Origin of the sequence: Streptomyces cellostaticus, assembly GCF_001513965.1 — a bacterium.
In the GTDB taxonomy this organism is placed as follows: Bacteria; Actinomycetota; Actinomycetes; order Streptomycetales; family Streptomycetaceae; genus Streptomyces; species Streptomyces cellostaticus.
In genome coordinates, this window is the sequence record NZ_KQ948029.1 from 102,702 (window position 1) to 123,613 (window position 20,912).

Consider the following 20,912-nt stretch of genomic DNA (forward strand, 5'->3'; position numbering starts at 1 on the left):
CTCCCTCGTGTACACCATCGCACTTCACCGTACCAGAAAGGGCCGTTGACAACAGGCACGCACCGGCCACGGACGAACTGGCCCCGGGGTCTTACCCGGCGGCCCGCGTAAAGAGTTGCTCTGCGCGCGGTTTTGCCGAAAACGTCCACTGCCGGGTCCTCTCCGTCAGAATTCTAGTGAGATTCAAGTGCGTCCGGTGCCGAACACCAGGGCCAAGCATTGCAGTTGCTCAAGGGGCATCATTACTCTCTCCCTCACCCACTCGGAAAAAACCGTTCTACGCAAAGGAGCAGTGGTATGCGAACCTCCGACAAGGAACTTGGCGCCAAGAAGGCCTGGCACCGTCCCGATTTCGTCTCCTTCGACACCGGCATGGAAGTCACTGCCTACTTCAGCCGCGACTGACACACCGCTGCAGGAAAGGACGCAGGCATATATCGATGTCCGTGACGCTTGAGGCCGACGCCCCGTTGAGCGAGGCCGATTTCAGGCAGGCGCTCTACGCGCTGGAGTCGTCGTACTGGGACCGGCACCCGTTTCACCAGCGGATGCACGAGGGGCTGCTGGACGAGGGTGAGCTGCGGCTGTGGGTGGCCAACCGCTGGTACTACCAGCGATGCCTGCCGCAGAAGGACGCGGCGATCGTGGCCAACTGCCCCCTGCCCGACGTGCGGCGGCAGTGGCTGTCCAGGATCGTCTACCACGACGGGACGGACGCCTCCTCGGGCGGTGCGGAGAAATGGCTGCGTCTGGCCGAAGCGGTCGGGCTGCGGAAGGACGAGGTGCTCGACGAGCGGCTCGTCCTTCCGGGCACGCGCTTCGCCGTGGACGCCTACGTGGACTTCGCCCGGCGCCGCCCCTGGCTGGAGGCGGCCGCGTCAGGGCTGACCGAGCTCTTCTCCCCGGGCCTGCTCGCCCACCGACTGGGCCGGCTCAGGGAGCACTACCCGTGGATAGCGGAGGAGGGCTTTGAATACTTCACCGCGCGCATCGAGGTGGTGGGCCCCGAGGGCCGTTCACTGCTCGACCTGGTGGCACGGCACGCCGTCACCCGCGAACAGCAGGAGGCCTGCGTCAAGGCGCTGGCGTTCAAGTGCGACGTGCTGAACACCGTCCTGAACTCGCTCGACTACCACACGGGAAACGGAGCCGCGCGGTCATGACCAGCCTGCCCGAGCCCACCGTGCCGCGCCTGCGGCCCGGCGTCCGGCTGACCAGCGATCCGGCACGCGGCGAACTGGCCCTGCTGCCCGAACGCGTCGTGGTCCTCAACGACACCGCCGCGGCGGTGCTCACCCACTGCGACGGCACCGCCACCCTCGGCCGCATCGTCGAACGCCTCGCCGAGGAGTACGAGGGCGTCAGCACGCAGGACGTCTCCGAGCTGCTCCAGCGGCTGGCGGAGCGCCGGGTGGTGGACCTGGATGGCTGACCCGACCGTCCGTGCCCCGCTGGGCATGCTCATCGAGCTGACTCACCGCTGCCCGCTGCACTGCCCCTACTGCTCCAACCCCCTCGAACTCGTCCGCCGCTCCGAGGAACTGACCCGCGAGCAGTGGTCGGACATCCTCACCCAGGCCCGGGAGCTCGGCGTCGTGCAGATGCACTTCTCCGGCGGCGAGCCGCTGGCCCGCCCGGACCTGCCGGACCTGGTCGGCCACGCCCGGCAGCTCGGCGCCTACGTCAACCTGGTCACCAGCGGCGTCGGCCTGACCGCCGACCGCGCACGGGACCTGGCCGAGCGCGGCGTCGACCACGTCCAGCTCTCCCTCCAGGACGCCGACCCGGCCCTCGGCGACGAGATCGCCGGCGCCCGGGTGCACGCCGCCAAACTCAAGGCCGCCGACGCGGTCACCGCCGCCGGGCTCCCGCTCACCGTCAACGTCGTCCTGCACCGCAGGAACATCGACCGGGTCGAACGGATCGTGGACCTCGCCGTCGGCCTGGGCGCCGACCGGATCGAGCTGGCCAACACCCAGTACTACGGCTGGGGGCTGCGCAACCGCGCCGCGCTGATGCCCACCCGGGACCAGCTCGCCGCCGCGCACCAGGCCGTACGGCGTGCCCGCGCCAAGCACGAGGGCGGCCCCGAACTGGTCTACGTGGCGGCCGACTACTACGACGACCGGCCCAAACCGTGCATGGACGGCTGGGGCAACACCCAGCTGACCGTCACCCCCACCGGCGACGTGCTGCCGTGCCCCGCCGCCTCCGCCATCACCACCCTCCCGGTGGAGAACGTGCTGCGCCGCCCGCTGTCGGAGATCTGGTACGACTCGAAGGCGTTCAACGCCTACCGCGGCACCGGCTGGATGCGCGACCCGTGCCGGACCTGCCCGGAACGCAACACCGACCACGGCGGCTGCCGCTGCCAGGCGTTCCAGCTCACCGGCGACGCCGCGGCCACGGACCCGGCCTGCGGCCTCTCCCCGCACCGGTCGCTGGTCGACGCGGCACTGGCGGAGGTCACCGACGGCCCGGCACCGGCGTTCGTCCTGCGGGGCCCGGTGGCGCCATGAAGGTGATTCTGCTCGGCACCGCCGCCGGCGGCGGCTTCCCGCAGTGGAACTGCGCCTGCGCGCTGTGCGCCCGCTGCCACCGCGGCGAACTGCCCGCACGGTCCCAGGAGTGCGTTGCCGTCAGCGGCAACGGACGCGACTGGTGGCTGCTCAACGCCTCCCCGGACATCCGCACCCAACTCCTCGCCGCACCCGCCCTGGCACCCGGCCCCGGCCTGCGCGAGACCCCCGTGCGCGGCGTGTTGCTCACCGACGCCGAGGTGGACCACACCCTGGGGCTGACCATCATGCGCGGCGGCACGGGCCTGACCGTGCACGCCGCACCCCCGGTACGCGCCGCGCTCACCGCCGACCTGCCCCTGCGCGGCCTGCTGGACCGGTACGCGCCGTGGGACTGGCAGGACAGCACCGCCCCCGGCGGCTTCGAACTGGCCGGCGGGCTCACCGTCACCGCGCACACCGTCAGCGCCAAGGCCCCCAAATACGTCGGCGGTCCGGACCCGGACGCCCCCTGGGTGAGCGCCTACCGCATCGAAGACGCGGCGACCGGCGGAGCACTGGTCTACGCCCCCTGCCTGGCCACCTGGCCGGACGGGTTCGACGACCTGCTGGCCTCGGCATCCTGCGCTCTGCTGGACGGAACCTTCTTCAGCGCCGACGAACTGGGGACGGCCGTGCGTTCCCCGGACGCCGGGCAGCCCCTGATGGGCCATCTGCCCGTGGCCGGCCCCGGCGGCAGCCTCGCCGCCCTCGCCCGCCATCCGGGCCTGCGCCGGATCTACACCCACCTCAACAACACCAACCCCCTCCTCGACCCCTCCTCTTCCGCTTGCGCTGCGGCGCGACAGGCCGGCGTGGAGGTTTTGCCGGACGGCAGCGAAATCATTCTGTAAGCGCGAGTCGTCCTCAAGCGAGGCTCTAGCCGTTCTGGCTCCCAGCTCCATGCGATCCGTCACCGGTGAAGTCCGGAGCTGTGTATCGTGCAGAAGCCGGACAAGAGACCCCGTGGACGAACGGATGTAATTGCGCGGTGCGTCAGGAAGCTGCAATTCGGGGGGAGCTGAGTCCATCAACATGCCCAATTCCCATGCACTTCGTCTCGAGTCAGCGAGAGAGGATTCCGACGCCCCGACCATGACGGCGGCTTTGGCAGGAACCCTCGACCAGGACATCGAATCCGTACCGATCTCGTCGCTCGTGCCCGGATACTCTCCCCGCCTGCGAGGGGAAGACGCCGCGCACGTCGCCCGGCTGGCAGAGCTCGACGATGCGCTTCCGCCGATCCTCGTGGAGCGGTCCACGATGCGGGTGATCGACGGCATGCACCGCATCATGGCCGCCTGCGCGAAGGGCCACCGGACCATCGAGGTGCGATTCTTCGACGGCGCGACCGAGGAGGCGTTCCTTCTCGCAGTCCGGTCCAACATGGCGCACGGCCTTCCCCTCTCCCGGGAAGACCGCCTGGCCGCGGCAGAACGCATCCTCGCCCAATGGCCTCACCTGTCGGACCGGGCAGTGGCACGCACCGCGGGAATCGGCGCCAAGGCCGTGGCGGCACTGCGGTCCGCCTCGACCGGCGCGACGCCGTACCCGAAAGCCCGCAGGGGCAGGGACGGCAAGGTCCGGCCGCTGGACGGCGCGGAGGGCCGTTGGAAGGCCGCCGAACTGCTGACGGAGCGCCCCGATGCCTCACTGCGCGAGGTGGCCCGGCACGCCGGCATCTCCCCGGCGACGGTCAGCGACGTCCGCAAACGACTCGCCTCCGGCCGATCCCCCGTAGCGGAACGGAACGTGCCGGAGAAACGGCCGGCCGCCGACACCGAGCGCTGTGCAAAGACGCGGGACAGCGCGGTCGAGGAAACCGTGAGCGTCCTCCGCCCGATCCGCTCGACCGAAGACTCGCCGATGGACAAGCTCCTGCGCGACCCGTCGTTGCGGCACAAGGAGAGCGGCCGCCAGTTGCTCCGCCTGCTGCAACGCAGCGCCGTAGAGCCACGGGAACTGCTGATGATGGCCGAGGCGGTGCCCTCGCACTGCACGGACCTGGTGGCCGACCTGGCGAGGAAGTACGCGGACCTGTGGGCGGAGTTCGCGCGAGAGATCGCGGCATCCGACTCCTGAGTCGAACCGGACTCGGCCAGGCAGCTGTTCAACTGCCACGGCTGAACAGTTGAACCCCTACCCATGAAAGGCACGAACCCTCATGCGCAGACGCCTCCGCGCGCTGCTGAGCCTGCCCCTCACGGCTCTCGTCTCCGCTCTCGCTCCGGCGCCCGCCGCACACGGCGCGACAGACACGTTCATCGGCACCTGGGCAGCCCCGCCCACCGCCGTACCCGCCACCGACTCCACGGTGTACGAGGACCAGACGCTGCGGCAGAAGGTGCACACGTCCGTCGCCGGGGGCAGCCTGCGCGTGCGGTTCACGAACGAATTCGGCACGTCGCCGCTGGTGATCGGCGAGGTGCATGCCGCACGCCCGGCGACAGCCGGCCCCGCGACGGCCATCGATCCCGGCACCGACCGGGTACTGCGCTTCGACGGCAGCTCATCGACGACACTCCAGCCGGGCACGCAGCGCTGGAGCGACCCGATCAAGCTGCCCACGACCGCGGGCGGCGACCTCGTCATCAGCCTGTACCTGCCGCAGCGCACCCCCGCCGACACCGTGCATTCGTCGGCGTACCAGCGCAACTTCGTGGCGAACGGCGATGTCACGGGCAAGCCCGACCTCACACCGGCCTCGACCACCACGTCCTGGCACTTCCTGTCGGGCGTGGCCGTCAACAGCAGCAGCGGTACGGCGGATTCGGCGCTGGTGACGCTCGGCGACTCCATCACCGACGGCGAACACACCCAGGCCGACACCAATCACCGCTGGCCCGACCTGCTCGCCGAACGGCTGCGCCGGGACAGGCAACTGGCCGGCACAGGCGTCGTGAACGCCGGCATCGGCGGCAACCGCCTGCTGCGGGACCCGAACCCGGCCCCGGGTTCGCCCGCCGAGTCCTTCGCCGCGTACTTCGGCGAGAGCGGTCTGAAGAGGTTCGACCGGGACGTGCTGGGTCAGCCCGGGGCACGTGCGGTCACCGTACTCCTGGGCGTCAACGACCTGGGCCAGCCGGGCCTCGTCGCGCCCGCCTCCGAGGAAGTCACGGCACCCGAACTCATCAAGGGCTACCAGCAGTTGATCCAGCGCGCCCACCAGCACGGCCTGAAGATCTTCGGCGCGACGATCACGCCCTTCGAAGGCGACACCCTCGGCTACTACACCCCGCAGCGGGGCGCGACCCGGCAGGCCGTCAACGACTGGATCCGCACGAGCGGCGCATTCGACGGAGTCATGGACTTCGACGCCGCGGTCCGTGACCCCGACCGGCCCGGCCGTCTGCTCCCCGCGTACAACAGCGGAGACGGCCTGCACCCCAACGACGCGGGCATGACCGCGATGGCCCAGGCGTTCCCGCTGCAACTCCTGCGCTGAGCGCTGAGCAGAGCACACAGGACGCGAGTACCCCTCCAACGGCCGTCACCGGCTGAGGTGCCCCCTGCCCCTTTGCGATCTTCGGGCCCTCAGCCGGCGCACGCTGGACGATGCGCGAAAGACATGCGCTTCACCGACCGCGCCGTCTCCCGCCGCGTGGCCGCCCCCCAGACCGCTCCGCCACCGCATCTGCGGCCACTTGCCGCAGCCGTACTCGCCCTCGGCCTGCTCCCGGCCTTCGGCGCCGCCGACGCCACCGGCGATCTGCTCGAACTCCCGGAACACGCGCTGACACATCACATCGGCCCAACGCCTCTTCAGCGATCCCGGCCGACTTCGAGGTCGTGCGTCAGCTGAAGCCGAGCCAGGAGAAGGCGAGCGAGGCCAGTGCGCCGGGGGCGCCCGCGCCGAAGGCGAGCACCATGGCCTGCCCGATCGCCACGTCGGTGGGGTCGAGGCCGTGGGACCAGGTCAGCCTCGCGTCGATGCCGGGAATGTCGCGGAGGGAGGCGTACGAGCGCAGGGTGCCATGCGCTTCGGCGATGGGCGTGCCGTTGCGCAGGAGCCGGGCCTGGCGCAGGCTGGTGGGCCGCAGCTCGTAGGTGCGCTCGCGCACCACGGCCGTGCGGGTGCGTGATCTCCTGCGCAGGGCCCAGCGGTTGCCGTTCCCCCGGCGCATGGGGATCACCTGCCCGTCGACCTTGATCTGGCCGTGGTCGCGGCCGGGCACGACCGTGACGGGCGGCATGCCGGGCCCCTGGACGAGCGCGATGACGGCCGGTCCGGGGTTGTAGCTGATCCGTACCGGCCCGAACGGGCTGTCGGCCGTACGGTGCTGGGAGAGCCTGACGGTACGGCGCCTGCTGAGGAAGGACATGGTCGGATCGGCTCCCGTGGCGGGGAGTCGGGGAGGGGACGGGCACGCGCGGCGACGCCGATCGTCGTCAGCTGCGGGGTGGCCCCGGATGCCAGGACTGGTACGGCGCGGCTCCTGGCGCGGACTGCTGATGCGGCATCGCCGTGGGGACCGGGCGGTGGGTGCGCAGCAGTGCCTCGAACGCGTCGCGCAGTTCCCGGGACTTGTCGGGCCGGGCGGTGTAGGCGACGACGGATCCGTCGACGAGCTGCAGCGTCACCACGGCGCCGGTGTTCGGATCCTCCTGGCCCAGCCACACTCCGCCGAGGGCAGTGGCAGGCACCCACCCCGGCTCGGACTCCGGGCCGCCACCGCGCCACGGGCGCAGCACCTTCCGCCGATAACCCGGGATCAGCAGACCCGGGAGCGTCACGACGACCAGGAGGAAGGACACGATGCCCATCACCACCCCGGCCGCCCACCGCAGCAGTGCGAGGAGAGTCGCGTAGCAGGCCGCGACGATGAACACCCAGAGGCAAGCCACGGCGACGACGTGCGGCGCACCAACCTTGTTCAGCAGGCTGTAGAGGCCCACTGAAGCGAGCAGGACCAAGACCGTGACGCATCCGGCCGTGTCACCGAGGAACGCTTCAGCGACACGGCCGGCGAGCCGGTCGCGTCTGACGACGAAACCGTGATCATGGAATTGGACACGTACACGTCCCCCGGGCGTGGCTCTGACGCCTGCTATCTCACGCATGCCGCTCACCCTAGACGGACGTCTGCCGCCCAGATGTCCCGTCTACCTGCTGGTACAGCCACAGTGGTGCCGGCCGGCGGATGCCAAGGACATCTCGGTGAGGTGCTGGGGCACGGCCGCCCGCACCGCACACAGCAAGTCGGCGTGGCACCGTTATCTCAACGGGAAGCGGCGGTGTCCGGCCTCGACGCCTTCTCCGGCGCCCTTGTGCCGTAGAGCGAAAAAGAGATCGGCCACCGCCGGCCCTGTGCTGTGAGGCACTCGGGTCGGCGGTGGCCGTGGGGCCGGGCCGGACGGGGGGTTCGCGGCCCGGGGTCAGGGGGTGACTGTCAGCCGGCGTAGTGGGGCTCGTGTTCCCGGCGGGAGCCGGGGATCGGAGCGGTGGCCGGGAGGCGGTTGAGCTTCTCGCCCTCGACGTCCATGTTCGGCAGCAGCCGGTCCAGCCAGTTCGGCAGCCACCAGGCGGACTTGCCGAGCAGGGCGAACAGGGCCGGGACCAGGGCCATGCGGACCACGAAGGCGTCGAAGAGGACGGCGGCGGCGAGGCCGAAGCCGATCATCTTCACGAAGTCGTTCGTCTCCAGGATGAAGCTGGAGAAGACGCTGGTCATGATGATCGCGGCGGCGGTGACGACCCGGCCGCCGTAGCGGAAGCCGGTGACCACGGCGTCGGAGGGGCTCGCCCCGTGGACGTACGCCTCCCGCATCCGGGCGACGAGGAAGACCTCGTAGTCCATCGCGAGACCGAAGACCACACCGATCATGAAGATCGGCAGCGTGCTCATGACCTGGCCCTGCTGGGCGATGCCCAGGCCCTTGGCGAGCCAGCCCCACTGGAAGACCGCGACGACCGCGCCGAACGCCGCGCTGACCGAGAGCAGGAAGCCCAGGGCCGCCTTGAGCGGGACGAGGACCGAGCGGAAGACCAGCATCAGCAGGAGGAAGGCGAGGCCGACGACCAGACCCAGGTAGGGCAGGAGCGCGTCGTCGAGGGTCTTGGAGAAGTCGATGTAGAGGGCGGTCTGGCCGGTGACCAGGACCGTGGCGTCGGCGGAGGACCGGAAGTCGTCCTTCATGCCGCGGATCGCCTTGACCAGTTCCTCGGTGGCGTGGTCCTGCGGGCCGGTCTTCGGTACGACGGTGATGATCGCCGTGTCACCCTTGGGGTTGGTGGCCGCGGGGCTCACCATCGCGACGTTCTTGACCTTGGCGAGCTGCTTGCCGACCTGGCTCGCCGCGGCGGCCGTGTCCTTGCCCTGGACCGTGACGGTCAGCGGGCCGTTGAAGCCGGCTCCGAAGGAGTCGGACAGCAGGTCGTACGCCTTGCGCTGGGTGGTGTCCTTCGCGTACGTGCCCTCGCTCGGCAGACCGAGCTGCATGTCGGCCGCGGGGAGGGCGAGGGCGCCGAGGCCCGCGACACCGACGAGCAGGACGGCCAGCGGGCGGCGGACGACGAACGCGGCCCAGCGGCTGCCGAGGTTCGGCTTCTGGCGCGCGGCCTGCTTCTCCGCCTTGCGCTGCTGACGGGCACTCAGCGGCTTGCCGTAGAACCCGTTGCGCTCGGCACGGGGCATGACCTTGATCGGTGCGAAGCCGAGCAGGGCGGGGACGAAGGTGATGGCGACGAGGACCGCGATGGCGACCGTGCCGGCCGCGGTGAGGCCCATCTTGGTGAGCATCGGCACGTTGACCACGGCGAGGCCCGCCAGGGCGATGATCACGGTGAGGCCGGCGAAGACGACGGCGGTGCCGGCGGTGCCGACGGCGCGTGCGGCGGCGTCCTGGCGCTCGCGGCCCTCGGACAGTTCGGAGCGGTAGCGGGAGATGACGAACAGGGCGTAGTCGATGCCGACCGCGAGGCCGATCATCATCGCCAGCGTGGTGGTGGTGCTCGACAGGCCCAGGGTGGAGCCGAGCGCGGTGATCGCGGAGGTGCCGATGGCGACGCCGATGATCGCGGTCAGCAGGGGCATGCCCGCGGCGATCATCGAGCCGAAGGTGAGGATCAGGACGAGGGCGGAGACCAGGATGCCGATGCCCTCGGCGCCGCTGCTCGCGCCCGCGTCCAGCTTGACCGCGTCACCGCCGGCCTCGACGGTCAGGCCGCTCTTGCGGGAGCGGTCCAGGGCGTCGGTGAGGGCGTCGTGCGCCTTGTCGTCCAGCTTGGTGGCGGCGACCTTGTAGGTGGCGACCGCGTAGGCGGTGGTGCCGTCCTTGCTGAGGGCGTTCGCCTTGAACGGGTCGGACACGGCGACCACTTCGGGTGCCTTGCCGAGCCGGGCGACCAGGTCCTCGACCTTGGCCTTCTCCTCCGGTTCGGCGAGCTTGTGGCCCTGGGGGGCGCGCAGCACCACGCGGGCGGTGGCGCCGTCCGCGCTCGCCGCCGGGAACTTCTCCTTGAGCAGATCGAAGGCCTTCTGGGACTCGGTGCCCGGCATGGAGAACGTGTCGGTGGGCGGCGTGGGCGCGGACGAGGCGGCGATGCCGATTCCGACGAGGACGGCGAGCCACAGCAGGGTCACCAGGCCGCGTCGCCGGAAGGCGAAGCGGCCCACTGAGGAGAGGAAGGTGGCCATACAGACTCCTGCTCTTGCGCGGATTGTGAGGGGATGGGTGGTGCTGCTGCGACCGGTCGCCGGTCACGTCCAGGGGGTGGGGGCGGAGGAGACGTCGTCGAGTTCGTGCGTGTGCACGGTGAGGGTCTCGGGGGTGATCGAGGCCTCCGCCGGGGCGGTGAGGAGGGCCTGTAAGGTCGCGTTGCCGCCGTCGCCGGGGATGTCCACGGTCGGACGGCCGGGGTTCCGGCGCGGCGGCCCGAAGCCGAAGCCGGTGCCGCGCAGGACGGCGGTGGGGGCACACCGGGCCGCGTCGGGGAAACGCAGCCGGACGAAGCCGCAGGCGGCCGGGCGCAGCAGGCCGTCCACCGGAGGATCCGGGTACGGAAGGTCCATCACCGCTGATCGCCTCCGGGTGGTCGGGCCGAGGGGCTGCCGTGGCTCGTGGCATCCATCGTCGGCGGGAGCGCTTGAGGCGTATTTGAAAGATGCTCGATCCGAGCCCCAGAGACTGTCCGTACCGAGTCCGGATTCCCCGGAGTGCTCCGGGATCCCCTCGGCGTCCCTCACCACCCCAAGGACACGGACCGGGCGGAGGCTGAGATCATGACCGTCGAGCTGGTGGGCACCGCCGAACGCACGCTGCAGAGCCAGAGGTTCGCCGCCCTGTACGCGGAGGCACAGCAGTTCTACGCGCACCAGATGCAGATCCTGGACACGCACGACACCGAGCGCTGGGCGGGCACCTTCACCGAGGACGCCGTCATCGAACTGCCTTTCCTGCCCGGGCCGGTGCGTGCCCGCACCGGGCTCGCCCGCTACGTGCGCGCCGGCGCGGCACGGCAGCGGCGGGCCGGCAGCCGCCTCGACCACTGGGTCGGCATGCTCGACGTACAGCCCCAGACGGACGGGTCGCTGCACACCCGCTGCTCGGCCCTGGTGTACGTCACGCCGTGCGGAGGCAGTTCCAAGGTCCTGTACGTGTGCGTCATGGAGGACGTCCTGGTCCGCACCCGCGGCCAGTGGCGCACCGCGCACCGCCGGGTGACCCGCGACGACCTGGCCTGAGCACTCGTGCGAGGCCGGCGGGGCCGAAGACGGTCCCGCCCGAAGATCAGGGCAGGCTGGTGAATGCGGCGAAGATGTCGTCGAGTTCGCGTGTGTGCACGGTGAGCGACACGGCCGTGATCGCTGCCGCGTCGAGGACCGCGAGCACGGCCCGGAGGGTCTCGATGCCGGCGTCGCCTGGGATCTGGAGGGTGAGCGTCGCGGGGTCGCTCAGCGCGTCGCCGAGGCCCGGGGCTGATCCGGCGCCGAAGGCGTCGCCGGCACGTTCGAGCGCGATCGCATCGGCGAACCGCAGGCGGATGAGACCGTCGGGCGGATCGTTCCGGGGCGCCCGCCAGAACTCGGGATCGTCGGATTCGGGGTCGCCGGAATCGGGGTCGCCGGCCGGTCGGTCCGGCCCGGGCTCCTGGTACGCCGGCACGATGCTCAGGCCGGTCCCGGGCCCGGTGGGGCGGTCGGACCTGTGCACGGCGGGGCGGTCGTTCTCGGGCAACGCGTCGGCTTCGATCAGGGCGCTCAGCAGTACGAGCCGGGCCTCGGGCGAGAGGGAGGCGGCGAGACGGCGGGCGAGTCCGCGGGCCTCGTCCCCGTCCCTTTCGGCTGCGACGGTCAGCTCGTGGGCGCGGGCCACCAGCTGCCGGATGAAGTCGGCCGATCCTCGGGCAGGTTGATCCGCCGCACCGGATGACCCCGGGACGAGCGGCATGCGGTGGACGCGGCCGTCGGCCGAGGCAGGAGGCCAGGGGGTGTGTGTCACGGGCACTGCCCTCGCCTTCGCTCGCGTGTCGTCGTCCGGGGGCCGGTGAGCCGGGACCGGCCGCCGCGGGGCCATGCCGAGCCGGTGGTCTGCCCTTGCCGTTGCCGTTGCTCGATCACGGCAGGACCTCCGACTCGTCCGGGTCCGGCACGATCACCGTGCCGACCCCGTCGCTGGTGAACATCTCCAGAAGGACCGAGTGCGGGATCCGTCCGTCGATCACCCGGGCCGCGCCCACGCCGCCCCGTACGGCGTGCAGGCAGCCGGTCATCTTGGGCACCATGCCGTCGCTCAGCTCCGGCAGGAGCTTCTCCAGCTCGCCGGCCGTGAGCCGCTGGATGACCTCGTCACTGTGCGGCCAGCCCGCGTACAGACCCGCGACGTCCGTCAGCATGACGAGCGCCTCGGCGCGCAGCGCGGTCGCGAGCGCTGCCGCCACGGTGTCGGCGTTGACGTTGTAGACCAGGCCGTCCTCGGCGCTGCGGGCGAGCGGCGAGACCACCGGGATCCGGCCGTCCGCCAGCAGGCTGTCCAGGGCACCGGTGTCCACGCCGGCGATGTCGCCGACCCTGCCGATGTCCACCGGCTCCCCGTCGATCCACGGCACGTGCCGCACCGCGGTGAGGGTGTCCGCGTCCTCGCCGGTCATGCCGACGGCGAGGGGGCCGTAGCGGTTGATCAGCCCGACCAGCTCGCGCTGCACCTGCCCGGCGAGGACCATCCGCACCACGTCCATCGCGGGCGGCGAGGTGACTCTGAGCCCGGCTTTGAACTCGCGCTCCAGACCGCGCCGCGCGAGCTCGGCATCGATCTGGGGGCCTCCTCCGTGCACCACCACGGGCCGCAGCCCGGCGTAGCGCAGGAAGACGACATCGCGGGCGAAGGCCGCCGTGAGGTCCTCGTCGACCATGGCGTGTCCGCCCAGCTTGATGACGACCGTCCGCCCCTGGTGGCGGGCCAGCCACGGCAGGGCGTCGCCGATGGACCGGGCCTTGGCCAGGGCCGGGTGCACACGGACGGTCATGAGAACCTCGCACGCCGGGGGACGAGGCCGCCGACCGGGCAGTTGGCGCTCATAGGCACGACTCCTTCTGTGGAGGGTGAATACCTGTCGGCCCGAGCTGTGCTTGCGCCACAATCGTCGCGCGCGGACGCGGGCCGACGAAAGTCGATTCCCGTCAACTTGGATTACGGAAATCAAGGGGAAATGCGTCCCGCAGGCCATGGATGACGATTCGTTTTCCGCTCGAAAATGAATCGAGGACGGCTTGAACGGGAGCGGAATGGGCCCCGGTGCTGCAGCCACAGCACCGGGGCCCACCCCACGGTGTGCCGCCTCAGGCGGCCGAGGGCGCGACCTCCACGGGGCAGGCACTGCCCAGCTCCCGCTCGGTGCGCCGCAGCACGATCGAATCGGCGATCTCGCCGCTGCGTATCGCGATGTTCGACAGCAGGGCCGACGACAGGCCGTGGGTGTGCTCGGTGCCGCCCTGGAGGTAGACGCCGCAGGTCAGTCCCGATGCGGTGACGAGGCGGTAGTCGCGTTCCACCCGGTGCCTGCCCGTCGCGTCGCGCAGGAAGTGCCGGTCGAAGTCGCCGAGCAGGCGGGCTGGGTCCAGGCCGTCGTAGCCGCTGGCGAACACCAGCGCGTCGACGGCCAGTTCCTCCGTCCGCTCGTCGAGCAGCGAGCGCAGGACCACGCGGGTCCTGCTCCCGGCGCGTTCGACCTCGGCGACCCGGGTGAGGTTGCGGAAGTGCAGCCGCCGGCTGCCGCGCACCTGCTCGTCGTAGGAACGCTGGTACAGGTCCCGGATGACGTCGGCGTCGACCACCGAGTAGTTGGTGTTGCGGTGATAGCGCCAGAACGCGTCCCGTGCCCGCTCGGTGCCGAAGTAGTACTCGTCCACCGCGCCGGGGTCGAACACCTGGTTGGCGAACGGGGTGTCGTCGGCGATGGAGTAGCCGTAGGACGGGATGACCGCGCTGACCTGGGCGTGCGGCAGCGAGTCGTGGAGGAACCGGGTGATCTCGGCCGCGCTCTGCCCGGCGCCGACCACCGCCACGCTCTTGAGGTCGTCCGGGGCCTGCGCGTTGAACCTGCTCAGGAACTCCGAGCTGTGCCACACCCGTTCGTCGGACGTCACGCCCTCGGGCAGGCGCGGCACCAGGCCCGTCGAGATGGCCACGTTGCGTGCGGTGACCACGCTGGTGGTGCCGTCGCTGTCGCGCACCTCGATCTCGAGGAGGTCGGGCGTGCGCGACCCGGCCTCGGTGGCGGGCCGGATCGAGGTGACCTCGGCGCCGTAGGTGACCCGGTCGCTCAGGCCGGCCGCCGCCCACTCCAGGTACTGGTGGAACTCCTGCCGGGTCGGGAAGAAGTCCTGGTTGTTCACGAACTGCACCAGCCGGTTCGAGGCGTGCAGATACGAGATGAAGCTGAACCGGGACAGCGGATTCCTGAAGGTCGCCAGGTCCTTGAGGAATGAAATCTGCATCGTCGTCGACGGCAGCAGCATGTTCCGGTGCCAGCCGAATGTGGGCTGCCGCTCGAAGAAATGAGTCCTGACCGGATGCTGCGGAGCACTCGCACCGTGCTCCTCCAAGGCGATCGCGAGTGACAGGTTGGACGGGCCGAACCCGATACCGACCACGTCGTAGATCTCTTGGCTGCGCCTGCCCGTTATGCCCATAGGAAATGCTCCCCCTTGCGTCTGGAAAACTCGGCCGGTGGCTCGAGAGACCGTTCTGCAGTGTGCTCTGGAGGATGTCTCGAAGGCAACTCGAATGTGGCATGAAGGCCGCTTGAGAGCTCCTCGAGGCGCTTGCTGTCCGAAGGCGTTGTCCTGTCGACGGGACGGCAGTATGGTCGGCGCGAATTCTCAGAATCTCCGTGTGGCGCGGCCGATGACGTAGGCGCCCGGAGTAATGCGATCAGTCATGCCCTGAGCCAGAGCCATGCCCTGAGCCGATTACCGAAAGGGTGGATCCGGATGTTCGTGCCCAGCTTCTACCGTGAACCGGACAGTTCGTGGATGGTGGACCTGATCCGTGGTAATCCATTGGCGCTTGCGGTGGCCAACGGAAGCCCCGAGGACGGTCCGTTCGCCACGCATCTGCCGGTCATCTTCGACCCCGAGACATCCGGCGACTGGTCCGGCGAGCTGCCGGGGGCCACGCTGCTCGGGCACATGAACCGGGCGAATCCGCACTGGGCGGCGCTGGAGACGGGCAGCGTCCTGCTGCTGACGTTCACCGGTCCGCATTCCTATGTGTCGCCCACGGTGTACGAGAAGACTCCGGCCGCCCCGACCTGGAACTTCACCGCGGTGCATGTCCGGGGCGTGGTGGAGAAGATCGACTCGATGGAGGAGACGCTGGGCGTGGTGCAGTCCACCGTGCGCGCCTTCGAGGGGGCGTTCGGCAACGGCTGGGACATGACCGAGTCGCTCGACTACTTCCGCAAGATCGCGCCCGGCGTGGGGGCCTTCCGGTTCACGGTGACCGGGGCCGAGGGCATGTTCAAGCTCAGCCAGGAGCAACCGGGCGAGGTGCGCGAGCGGGTACGGGAGTCGTTCGGGCAGAGCGCGTGCGCGTACAAGCGCGAGACCGCCGGGCTGATGAGCCGCCTGCCGTGACGTGCCGGTGGCCCCGGCACCGGGGCCTCAGGCGCTGATGGCCACCGGCCGGGTCCGCTCGGCGAGGCCCTCGGGCCGCGCGTTCTCCTCGGCGACGCCTGCGGCCGGCGCCTTGATGCCCTTGAGCTCGGGGATCTCCTTGTGCTCCTCCACGTTGCCGAGGTCCTCCAGGGCGCTCGCGGCCGCGCTGTCCAGGGTGCTCATCACCCACTGCTCGAAGTCGATGCCCAGCTGCTCCGCGGCCTTGTGCCACCACTGAAGACGGCTGCCGGGGACCTCCAGGCGGCGGCTCGGCTCGGTGGACGTGCGCGGCTGCTGCTCGCTCTGGCGCGCGGCGCGGATGGCGCCGCGCAGCTGCTTGGTGGTCCACTGCCGCTGCTCGGCGCGGTCGAGCCAGAGGTCCTGTTCCTCTACCGGCATGGAGGCCAGCTCGGCGTGGTGCTGGAAGCTCAGGGCGGGACGGCGCCGGGTGAGGTCGAAGCGTCGTGAGACCCACGCGTAGTTGCGCAGGGTCTGGTACGAGAGGCCGGCGGCGCGTATCCCGCGCTGGTACCGGTCGGTGTAGTGGTCCTTGCCGTATACGAGCCAGTCGCCCAGCCACCAGGAGGACGAGTCGAGGACGTCGGAGAGCTGGCGCCCGGCCCGCTCCCACTCGTCGTAGGCCATCTGGGCCGGCATCTGCAGGCCCACCTTGGTCGTGAGCACCTGGCCCCGGCGCGGCGCGGCCCCCGCAGTACGCGGCTGCCGTGGTGGGGGCTGTGGGAGAGCGGTTGTCGGGTCGTCGCACGACCCCGCGGTCTGATCGGCCTGACGTGCCATGTTGCCTCCATAAGAAGGGTGCACATAACCGGCGAGAAGTCTCGCCGGGCGGGCTGGAGCGGCGCCGTAGCGACGCCGTAGTGGCGCCGTAGTGGCGCTCGAACTGCTGTACGGCGAACGCCTTGGTGGCACGGCACCGGTCGACCGGTGGCATCATCAGACCCAGTGGCCGGGATCGTTCAGGTGACCGCCCGGGGGAGTTGTCCCGTCGACGGGACGGCACACGTCCGCCAGGGCCGCCGTGCGCTGAGCGCCTTTTTCCTTCACCGCCTCCTGGCCGGAGGGCATATTCAATTTCCTTTCCCGCCCTTTCCGAGCCCCCCGGTGTGCGTGAATCGGCCGCCTGAACCTCGGAAAAGGAACCGGTGGAAAGGTAGGAGGAGGGTCCTGTGATGGGTCTTCAACTGGTCACGGCTGACGGCATCCCGGCTCCGGTCGACGCGGTCGCCGCCGTCGCCGCGGGGGAAGCGGCCGGAAGGCGGCGGGCCACGGTGCCCGTGGACTCGCTGCTGGACTCCGACTCTCCGAGGATCAACGGCGAGAACAGCGAGCGCATCCAGCTGCTCGCGGGGCTCGAGTTCCCGCTGCCGCCGATCCTGGTGCACCGCGAGACGATGCGGGTCATCGACGGGATGCACCGGCTCAAGGCGGTGCGGCTGCGCGGCGACGACACCATCGACGTGGAGTTCTTCGAAGGCGGGGAAACGGAGGCCTTCGCCCTGGCGGTGCGGCTCAACATCACCCACGGGCTGCCGCTGTCGCAGGCCGACCGGACGGCCGCGGCGCAGCGGATCCTGCGGGCCCGCCCGTACTGGTCGGACCGGCGGATCGCCGCGGGCGTCGGGCTCGCGGCCGGCACCGTCGCCTCCCTCCGGCGTCGTTCGACCGGCCAGAACGAACAGTTGAACGCGCGCGTGGGCCGGGACGGGCGCATCAGGCCGCTGCACGCGACCGAAGGGCGGCTGCGGGCGAGCCAGGTGATCGCCGCCAACCCCGGCGCATCGCTGCGGGAGATAGCCGAGCAGGCGGGCATCGCCACGGCGACCGCCAAGGACGTGCGGGACCGCATACGTCAGGGGCAGGACCCCCTTCCGTCCAAAAGACAGCCGGTAAAGGAGAGTTCGGCCGCGCTCGAGGCGCTTCCGCAGCCGGTCGGCGGCCGGACGGCGACGCGCACCTCCGCGGCCGCCATCGCGCTGCTCCTGCCGACCCTGCGCAAGGACCCGTCCCTGCGCACGGATGCCGGCCGGATGCTGCTGCAGATGCTCAGCGCCCACTCGATCGGCGACGACGCACAGTGGCTCCGGCTCGCACGGAGCGTGCCCGGACACCGCGCGGATCTTCTCGCGCAGGCCGCGCGCCGCTGCGCCGACCACTGGTTGCGCTTGGCCAACGAGCTTGAGTCCCGGGGGATGTGACTGCTGGCGCTGTGCTTGAGTCGGGCACATTGTCCGGTGCACTCGGGACGGGACCGGGCGGCGGGGTCAGGTTGCCGTCGGCGCTTCGCGGAGCGTGCCCGGGCACCTTGCGGACCTTCTTGGGCAGGCGGCGCGCCGTTGCGCTGACCACTGGTTGTGCTTGGCCAATGAGCTTGAGTCCCGGGGGATGTGACTGCTGGCGCTGTGCTTGAGTCGGGCACATTGTCCGGTGCACTCGGGACGGGGCTGCGCGGCGGGGTCAGGCTGCCGTCGGCGTCTCGCGGAGCGTGCCCGGGCGCCGGGCGGACCTTCTTGGGCAGGCCGCGCGCCGTTGCGCCGACCACTGGTTGTGCTTGGCCAATGAGCTCGAGTCCCGGGGGATGTGACTGCGGGCGCTGTGCCTGAGTCGGGCACACTGTCCGGCGTACCCGGGACGGGGCTGCGCGGCGGGGTCAGGCTGCCGTTGGCGTCTCGCGGAGCGTGCCCGGGCGCCGGGCGGACCTTCTTGCGCAGGCGGCGCGCCGTTGCGCTGACCACTGGTTGTGCTTGGCCAATGAGCTTGAGTCCCGGGGGATGTGACTGCTGGCCCTGTGCCTGAGTCGGGCACACTGTCGGGCGCACTCGGGACGGGGCCGCGCGGCGGGTCAGGCCGCCGTCAGCCCCTCGTGGAGCGTGCCCAGGCACCTTGCGGACTTTCTTGCGCAGGCCGCGCGCCGCTCGGGCACACTGTCCGGCGTACCCGGGACGGGGCTGCGCGGCGGGGTCAGGTTGCCGTCGGCGTCTCGCGGAGCGTGCCCGGGCGCCGGGCGGACCTTTTTGCGCAGGCCGCGCGCCGTTGCGCCGACCACTGGTTGTGCTTGGCCAATGAGCTCGAGTTCCGAGGGGTGTGACTGCTGGCCCTGTGCTTGAGCCGGGCACATTGTCCGGTGCACTCGGGACGGGGCCGCGTGGCGGGGTCAGGCTGCCGTCAGTGCCTCGCCGAGGGTCTCGGACAGGGCCGCCCGGAAGCAGTCGAGGAACGTGTCCACCTCATGGTCCGACACGATCAGCGGTGGGGCGAGCCGGATGACGTCCGGCGTCACCGCGTTCACCAGGACACCCCTGTCCTGGGCCGCCTGCTGCACTCGCGCCGCGAGGTCTCCTTCGAGCACGACGCCCAACAGCAGGCCGGCGCCGCGGACTTCGCGCACCAGCGGGTGGCCCAGGGTCTTCAGGCCGCGCCGCAGCCGTTCCCCCGCCCGGGTCACGTGGTCGAGGATGTCCGCCCGCTCGATGGTGTCCAACACGGCGAGGGCGGCCGCGCACACCACGGGGTTGCCGCTGAAGGTGGAGCCGTGTGCGCCGGGCGTGAGCAGCTCCGCGGCCGCGCCGAAGGCGAGCGTCGCGCCGATGGGCAGTCCGCCGCCCAGGCCCTTGGCCAGGGTGACGACGTCTGCCTCGACGCCTTCGGCCTGGGCCGCGAACCAGCGGCCCGTGCGCCCGATGCCGGTCTGGATCTCGTCCAGGACGAGGAGGGTTCCGGTCGCCGCGGTGATCTCGCGGGCGGCCCGCAGGTAGCCGGGCGGAGGCACGACCACGCCGTTCTCCCCCTGGAGGGGCTCCAGCATCACCAGCGCGGTGTGCGGGGTGACGGCGGCGCGCAGGGCCTCGACGTCCCCGTACGGCACGTGGCTGACGTCGCCCGGCAGTGGCTGGAAGGGGCGCTGTTTGGCGGGCTGGCCGGTGAGGGCCAGGGCCCCCATGGTGCGGCCGTGGAAGCCGCCGGTGGCCGACACCATGTGCCTGCGGCCGGTGAGTCTGCCGATCTTGAAGGCCGCCTCGTTGGCCTCGGCGCCGGAGTTGGAGAAGTAGACCCGGCCCGGGCGCCCGGCGAGCTCCAGCAGGCGCTCGGCGAGGCGCACGGTCGGTTCGGCGATGAACAGGTTCGAGACGTGTCCGAGTGAGGCGACCTGCTCGGAGACGGCCCGTACGACCGCGGGATGCGCGTGGCCGAGCGAGTTGACCGCGATGCCGCCGACGAAGTCGAGGTACTCGTTGCCCTCCGCGTCCCGGACCCGGGTGCCCTGGCCTTTGACCAGAGGCAGCCGGGGGGTGCCGAAGTTGTCCATCATGACGCCCTGCCAGCGGCGGGTCAGCGCCGCGTTGCCCGCCCCGGTGTTGTCCGCGTCGTCGCTCATGCCGTCGCTCCCTCGAAGCTGACCTCGTCGTCCGGCACGACCACCGTGCCGACGCCGTCCTCGGTGAAGATCTGCAACAGGATGGAATGCTTGATCCGGCCGTCGATGACGCGGGCGGTGCGCACCCCGTTGTTCACGGCGTGCAGGCAGGCCTCCATCTTGGGGATCATCCCGGAGGCCAACCGGGGCAGCAGCGCGGCCAGTTCGGCGGCGGTCAGGCGGGGGATCACCTCGTCGCTGTGCGGCCAGTTCGCGTACAGGCCCTCGACGTCGGTCAGGATCAGCAGCGCCTCGGCGCGGAGCGCGGCGGCGAGGGCCGCGGCCGCGGTGTCGGCGTTGACATTGAGCACACCGCCCCCGGCGGCGTCCTTGTCGTCCTCGGGCCGGGCGATGGAGGAGATGACGGGGATGCGTCCGTGGTCGATGAGGTCCTGCACGACCCCGGCGTCGACGTGGGCGACCTCGCCGACGCGGCCGATGTCCACGGACCTGCCGTCGGTCTGCGCGTAGCGTTTGACGGCGGTCATCAGGCGGGCGTCCTCACCCGTCATGCCCACCGCGTGCGGGCCGTGCTCGTTGAGCAGCCCGACGAGCTCGCGCTGCACCTGCCCGGCGAGGACCATGCGTACGACGTCCATGGTCTCGTCGGTGGTCACCCGCAGGCCGCCCTCGAACCGGGACTCAAGGCCCAGGCGCCCGAGCTGTGCGCTGATCTGCGGGCCGCCGCCGTGCACCACGACGGGGTTCAGGCCCGCGTGCCGCAGAAAGAGGATGTCCTTGGCGAAGGCCGCCTTCAGGTCGTCGTCGACCATCGCGTTGCCGCCGAACTTGATGACGACGGTCTTGCCGTGGTGGCGCGCCATC

The 20,912-nt window shown here is 70.8% G+C and carries 21 protein-coding genes; 10 read left to right on the forward strand and 11 right to left on the reverse strand.

Annotation, left to right across the window (positions count from 1 at the left end; all coding sequences use genetic code 11):
- The first annotated feature begins 297 nt into the window (after positions 1-297).
- From pqqA to AQI88_RS26115, 7 genes are all read left to right on the forward strand, one after another.
- The gene (pqqA, locus tag AQI88_RS26085; RefSeq protein WP_067003708.1) at positions 298-405 is read left to right on the forward strand and encodes a pyrroloquinoline quinone precursor peptide PqqA; all 108 of its coding nucleotides are present in this window, start codon (positions 298-300) and stop codon (positions 403-405) included.
- A 35-nt stretch (positions 406-440) separates the two neighbouring features.
- Positions 441-1,163 (forward strand): pyrroloquinoline-quinone synthase PqqC, encoded by a 723-nt coding sequence (pqqC, locus tag AQI88_RS26090; RefSeq protein WP_067003710.1) that lies wholly within the window; start codon positions 441-443, stop codon positions 1,161-1,163.
- The gene (gene pqqD / locus AQI88_RS26095) at positions 1,160-1,432 is read left to right on the forward strand and encodes a pyrroloquinoline quinone biosynthesis peptide chaperone PqqD (RefSeq protein WP_067003712.1); all 273 of its coding nucleotides are present in this window, start codon (positions 1,160-1,162) and stop codon (positions 1,430-1,432) included. Before pqqC ends, pqqD begins: the two co-directional genes overlap by 4 nt.
- Positions 1,425-2,519: a pyrroloquinoline quinone biosynthesis protein PqqE gene (gene pqqE / locus AQI88_RS26100; protein ID WP_067003714.1), complete on the forward strand. Its 1,095-nt coding sequence runs from the start codon at positions 1,425-1,427 to the stop codon at positions 2,517-2,519. Before pqqD ends, pqqE begins: the two co-directional genes overlap by 8 nt.
- Positions 2,516-3,412, forward strand: coding sequence for a pyrroloquinoline quinone biosynthesis protein PqqB (gene pqqB / locus AQI88_RS26105; RefSeq protein WP_067003716.1), 897 nt, complete (start codon positions 2,516-2,518; stop codon positions 3,410-3,412). The genes pqqE and pqqB overlap by 4 nt, the downstream gene beginning before the upstream one ends.
- Positions 3,413-3,653: 241 nt before the next feature.
- Positions 3,654-4,640 (forward strand): ParB/RepB/Spo0J family partition protein, encoded by a 987-nt coding sequence (locus tag AQI88_RS26110; protein ID WP_107118661.1) that lies wholly within the window; start codon positions 3,654-3,656, stop codon positions 4,638-4,640.
- A gap of 82 nt (positions 4,641-4,722) precedes the next feature.
- A complete protein-coding gene (locus AQI88_RS26115; protein WP_067003720.1) occupies positions 4,723-6,003 on the forward strand; it encodes an SGNH/GDSL hydrolase family protein in 1,281 nt (426 codons plus the stop codon).
- 349 nt (positions 6,004-6,352) lie between these two features.
- On the opposite strand, the gene AQI88_RS26125 is transcribed toward AQI88_RS26115, so the two are convergent.
- From AQI88_RS26125 to AQI88_RS26140, 4 genes are all read right to left on the reverse strand, one after another.
- Positions 6,353-6,880 carry a hypothetical protein gene (locus AQI88_RS26125; protein ID WP_067003723.1) on the reverse strand — a complete coding sequence of 176 codons (528 nt, stop codon included), beginning with the start codon at positions 6,878-6,880 and terminating at the stop codon, positions 6,353-6,355.
- Between the two features lie 67 nt (positions 6,881-6,947).
- Positions 6,948-7,454 (reverse strand): hypothetical protein, encoded by a 507-nt coding sequence (locus AQI88_RS26130; protein ID WP_067003725.1) that lies wholly within the window; start codon positions 7,452-7,454, stop codon positions 6,948-6,950.
- Between the two features lie 494 nt (positions 7,455-7,948).
- On the reverse strand, positions 7,949-10,195 hold the full coding sequence (locus tag AQI88_RS26135) for an MMPL family transporter (RefSeq protein WP_067003727.1): 2,247 nt from the start codon (positions 10,193-10,195) through the stop codon (positions 7,949-7,951).
- Between the two features lie 63 nt (positions 10,196-10,258).
- Complete coding sequence (locus AQI88_RS26140) at positions 10,259-10,570, reverse strand: hypothetical protein (protein WP_067003729.1); 312 nt, start codon at positions 10,568-10,570, stop codon at positions 10,259-10,261.
- Between the two features lie 210 nt (positions 10,571-10,780).
- Here AQI88_RS26140 and AQI88_RS26145 point away from each other — a divergent pair, with 210 nt between their 5' ends.
- Positions 10,781-11,242, forward strand: coding sequence for a nuclear transport factor 2 family protein (locus AQI88_RS26145; RefSeq protein ID WP_067003857.1), 462 nt, complete (start codon positions 10,781-10,783; stop codon positions 11,240-11,242).
- Positions 11,243-11,288: 46 nt separating this feature from the next.
- Here AQI88_RS26145 and AQI88_RS26150 read toward each other — a convergent pair whose 3' ends face one another.
- The 3 genes from AQI88_RS26150 to AQI88_RS26160 form a co-directional block, all read right to left on the reverse strand.
- Entirely contained in the window at positions 11,289-11,999 is a 711-nt protein-coding gene (locus AQI88_RS26150; protein WP_159050396.1) for a hypothetical protein, read from the reverse strand.
- Positions 12,000-12,114: 115 nt separating this feature from the next.
- Positions 12,115-13,023 (reverse strand): acetylglutamate kinase, encoded by a 909-nt coding sequence (argB, locus tag AQI88_RS26155; protein ID WP_067003734.1) that lies wholly within the window; start codon positions 13,021-13,023, stop codon positions 12,115-12,117.
- Between the two features lie 313 nt (positions 13,024-13,336).
- Positions 13,337-14,689: a lysine N(6)-hydroxylase/L-ornithine N(5)-oxygenase family protein gene (locus AQI88_RS26160; protein WP_067003736.1), complete on the reverse strand. Its 1,353-nt coding sequence runs from the start codon at positions 14,687-14,689 to the stop codon at positions 13,337-13,339.
- A 300-nt stretch (positions 14,690-14,989) separates the two neighbouring features.
- Here AQI88_RS26160 and AQI88_RS26165 point away from each other — a divergent pair, with 300 nt between their 5' ends.
- The gene (locus AQI88_RS26165; protein ID WP_067003738.1) at positions 14,990-15,634 is read left to right on the forward strand and encodes an FMN-binding negative transcriptional regulator; all 645 of its coding nucleotides are present in this window, start codon (positions 14,990-14,992) and stop codon (positions 15,632-15,634) included.
- Between the two features lie 27 nt (positions 15,635-15,661).
- Here the strand turns inward: AQI88_RS26165 and AQI88_RS26170 are convergent, their stop codons facing one another.
- Together AQI88_RS26170 and AQI88_RS48555 are read right to left on the reverse strand one after the other, a co-directional pair.
- Positions 15,662-16,312 (reverse strand): LmbU family transcriptional regulator, encoded by a 651-nt coding sequence (locus AQI88_RS26170; RefSeq protein ID WP_244184311.1) that lies wholly within the window; start codon positions 16,310-16,312, stop codon positions 15,662-15,664.
- Positions 16,313-16,609: 297 nt separating this feature from the next.
- Positions 16,610-16,741 carry a hypothetical protein gene (locus tag AQI88_RS48555; RefSeq protein WP_279616569.1) on the reverse strand — a complete coding sequence of 44 codons (132 nt, stop codon included), beginning with the start codon at positions 16,739-16,741 and terminating at the stop codon, positions 16,610-16,612.
- Positions 16,742-16,845: 104 nt separating this feature from the next.
- On the opposite strand from AQI88_RS48555, the gene AQI88_RS26175 reads away from it, so the two are divergent.
- Positions 16,846-17,871, forward strand: a complete 1,026-nt coding sequence (locus tag AQI88_RS26175; RefSeq protein WP_079057803.1) for a ParB/RepB/Spo0J family partition protein — start codon at positions 16,846-16,848, stop codon at positions 17,869-17,871.
- 956 nt (positions 17,872-18,827) lie between these two features.
- Here the strand turns inward: AQI88_RS26175 and AQI88_RS26180 are convergent.
- Both AQI88_RS26180 and argB (AQI88_RS26185) read right to left on the reverse strand, forming a co-directional pair.
- On the reverse strand, positions 18,828-20,048 hold the full coding sequence (locus tag AQI88_RS26180; RefSeq protein ID WP_067003740.1) for an acetylornithine transaminase: 1,221 nt from the start codon (positions 20,046-20,048) through the stop codon (positions 18,828-18,830).
- Positions 20,045-20,911, reverse strand: a complete 867-nt coding sequence (gene argB / locus AQI88_RS26185) for an acetylglutamate kinase (RefSeq protein WP_244184312.1) — start codon at positions 20,909-20,911, stop codon at positions 20,045-20,047. The genes AQI88_RS26180 and argB (AQI88_RS26185) overlap by 4 nt, the downstream gene beginning before the upstream one ends.
- Position 20,912 lies beyond the last annotated feature (1 nt).

Bases quoted from the DNA above. Each gene is read 5' to 3' on its own strand.
- AQI88_RS26160 (WP_067003736.1), bottom strand. From the start codon at position 14,689: ATGGGCATAACGGGCAGGCGCAGCCAAGAGATCTACGACGTGGTCGGT.
- pqqC (WP_067003710.1), top strand. From the start codon at position 441: ATGTCCGTGACGCTTGAGGCCGACGCCCCGTTGAGCGAGGCCGATTTC.
- AQI88_RS26180 (WP_067003740.1), bottom strand. From the start codon at position 20,048: ATGAGCGACGACGCGGACAACACCGGGGCGGGCAACGCGGCGCTGACC.
- AQI88_RS26125 (WP_067003723.1), bottom strand. From the start codon at position 6,880: ATGTCCTTCCTCAGCAGGCGCCGTACCGTCAGGCTCTCCCAGCACCGT.
- pqqE (WP_067003714.1), top strand. From the start codon at position 1,425: ATGGCTGACCCGACCGTCCGTGCCCCGCTGGGCATGCTCATCGAGCTG.
- AQI88_RS26140 (WP_067003729.1), bottom strand. From the start codon at position 10,570: ATGGACCTTCCGTACCCGGATCCTCCGGTGGACGGCCTGCTGCGCCCG.
- AQI88_RS26165 (WP_067003738.1), top strand. From the start codon at position 14,990: ATGTTCGTGCCCAGCTTCTACCGTGAACCGGACAGTTCGTGGATGGTG.
- argB (WP_067003734.1), bottom strand. From the start codon at position 13,023: ATGACCGTCCGTGTGCACCCGGCCCTGGCCAAGGCCCGGTCCATCGGC.
- AQI88_RS26135 (WP_067003727.1), bottom strand. From the start codon at position 10,195: ATGGCCACCTTCCTCTCCTCAGTGGGCCGCTTCGCCTTCCGGCGACGC.
- AQI88_RS26115 (WP_067003720.1), top strand. From the start codon at position 4,723: ATGCGCAGACGCCTCCGCGCGCTGCTGAGCCTGCCCCTCACGGCTCTC.
- argB (WP_244184312.1), bottom strand. From the start codon at position 20,911: ATGGCGCGCCACCACGGCAAGACCGTCGTCATCAAGTTCGGCGGCAAC.
- pqqD (WP_067003712.1), top strand. From the start codon at position 1,160: ATGACCAGCCTGCCCGAGCCCACCGTGCCGCGCCTGCGGCCCGGCGTC.
- AQI88_RS26145 (WP_067003857.1), top strand. From the start codon at position 10,781: ATGACCGTCGAGCTGGTGGGCACCGCCGAACGCACGCTGCAGAGCCAG.
- AQI88_RS26110 (WP_107118661.1), top strand. From the start codon at position 3,654: ATGACGGCGGCTTTGGCAGGAACCCTCGACCAGGACATCGAATCCGTA.
- pqqB (WP_067003716.1), top strand. From the start codon at position 2,516: ATGAAGGTGATTCTGCTCGGCACCGCCGCCGGCGGCGGCTTCCCGCAG.
- AQI88_RS26170 (WP_244184311.1), bottom strand. From the start codon at position 16,312: ATGCCGGCCCAGATGGCCTACGACGAGTGGGAGCGGGCCGGGCGCCAG.
- AQI88_RS26175 (WP_079057803.1), top strand. From the start codon at position 16,846: ATGGGTCTTCAACTGGTCACGGCTGACGGCATCCCGGCTCCGGTCGAC.
- AQI88_RS48555 (WP_279616569.1), bottom strand. From the start codon at position 16,741: ATGCCCTCCGGCCAGGAGGCGGTGAAGGAAAAAGGCGCTCAGCGCACG.
- pqqA (WP_067003708.1), top strand. From the start codon at position 298: ATGCGAACCTCCGACAAGGAACTTGGCGCCAAGAAGGCCTGGCACCGT.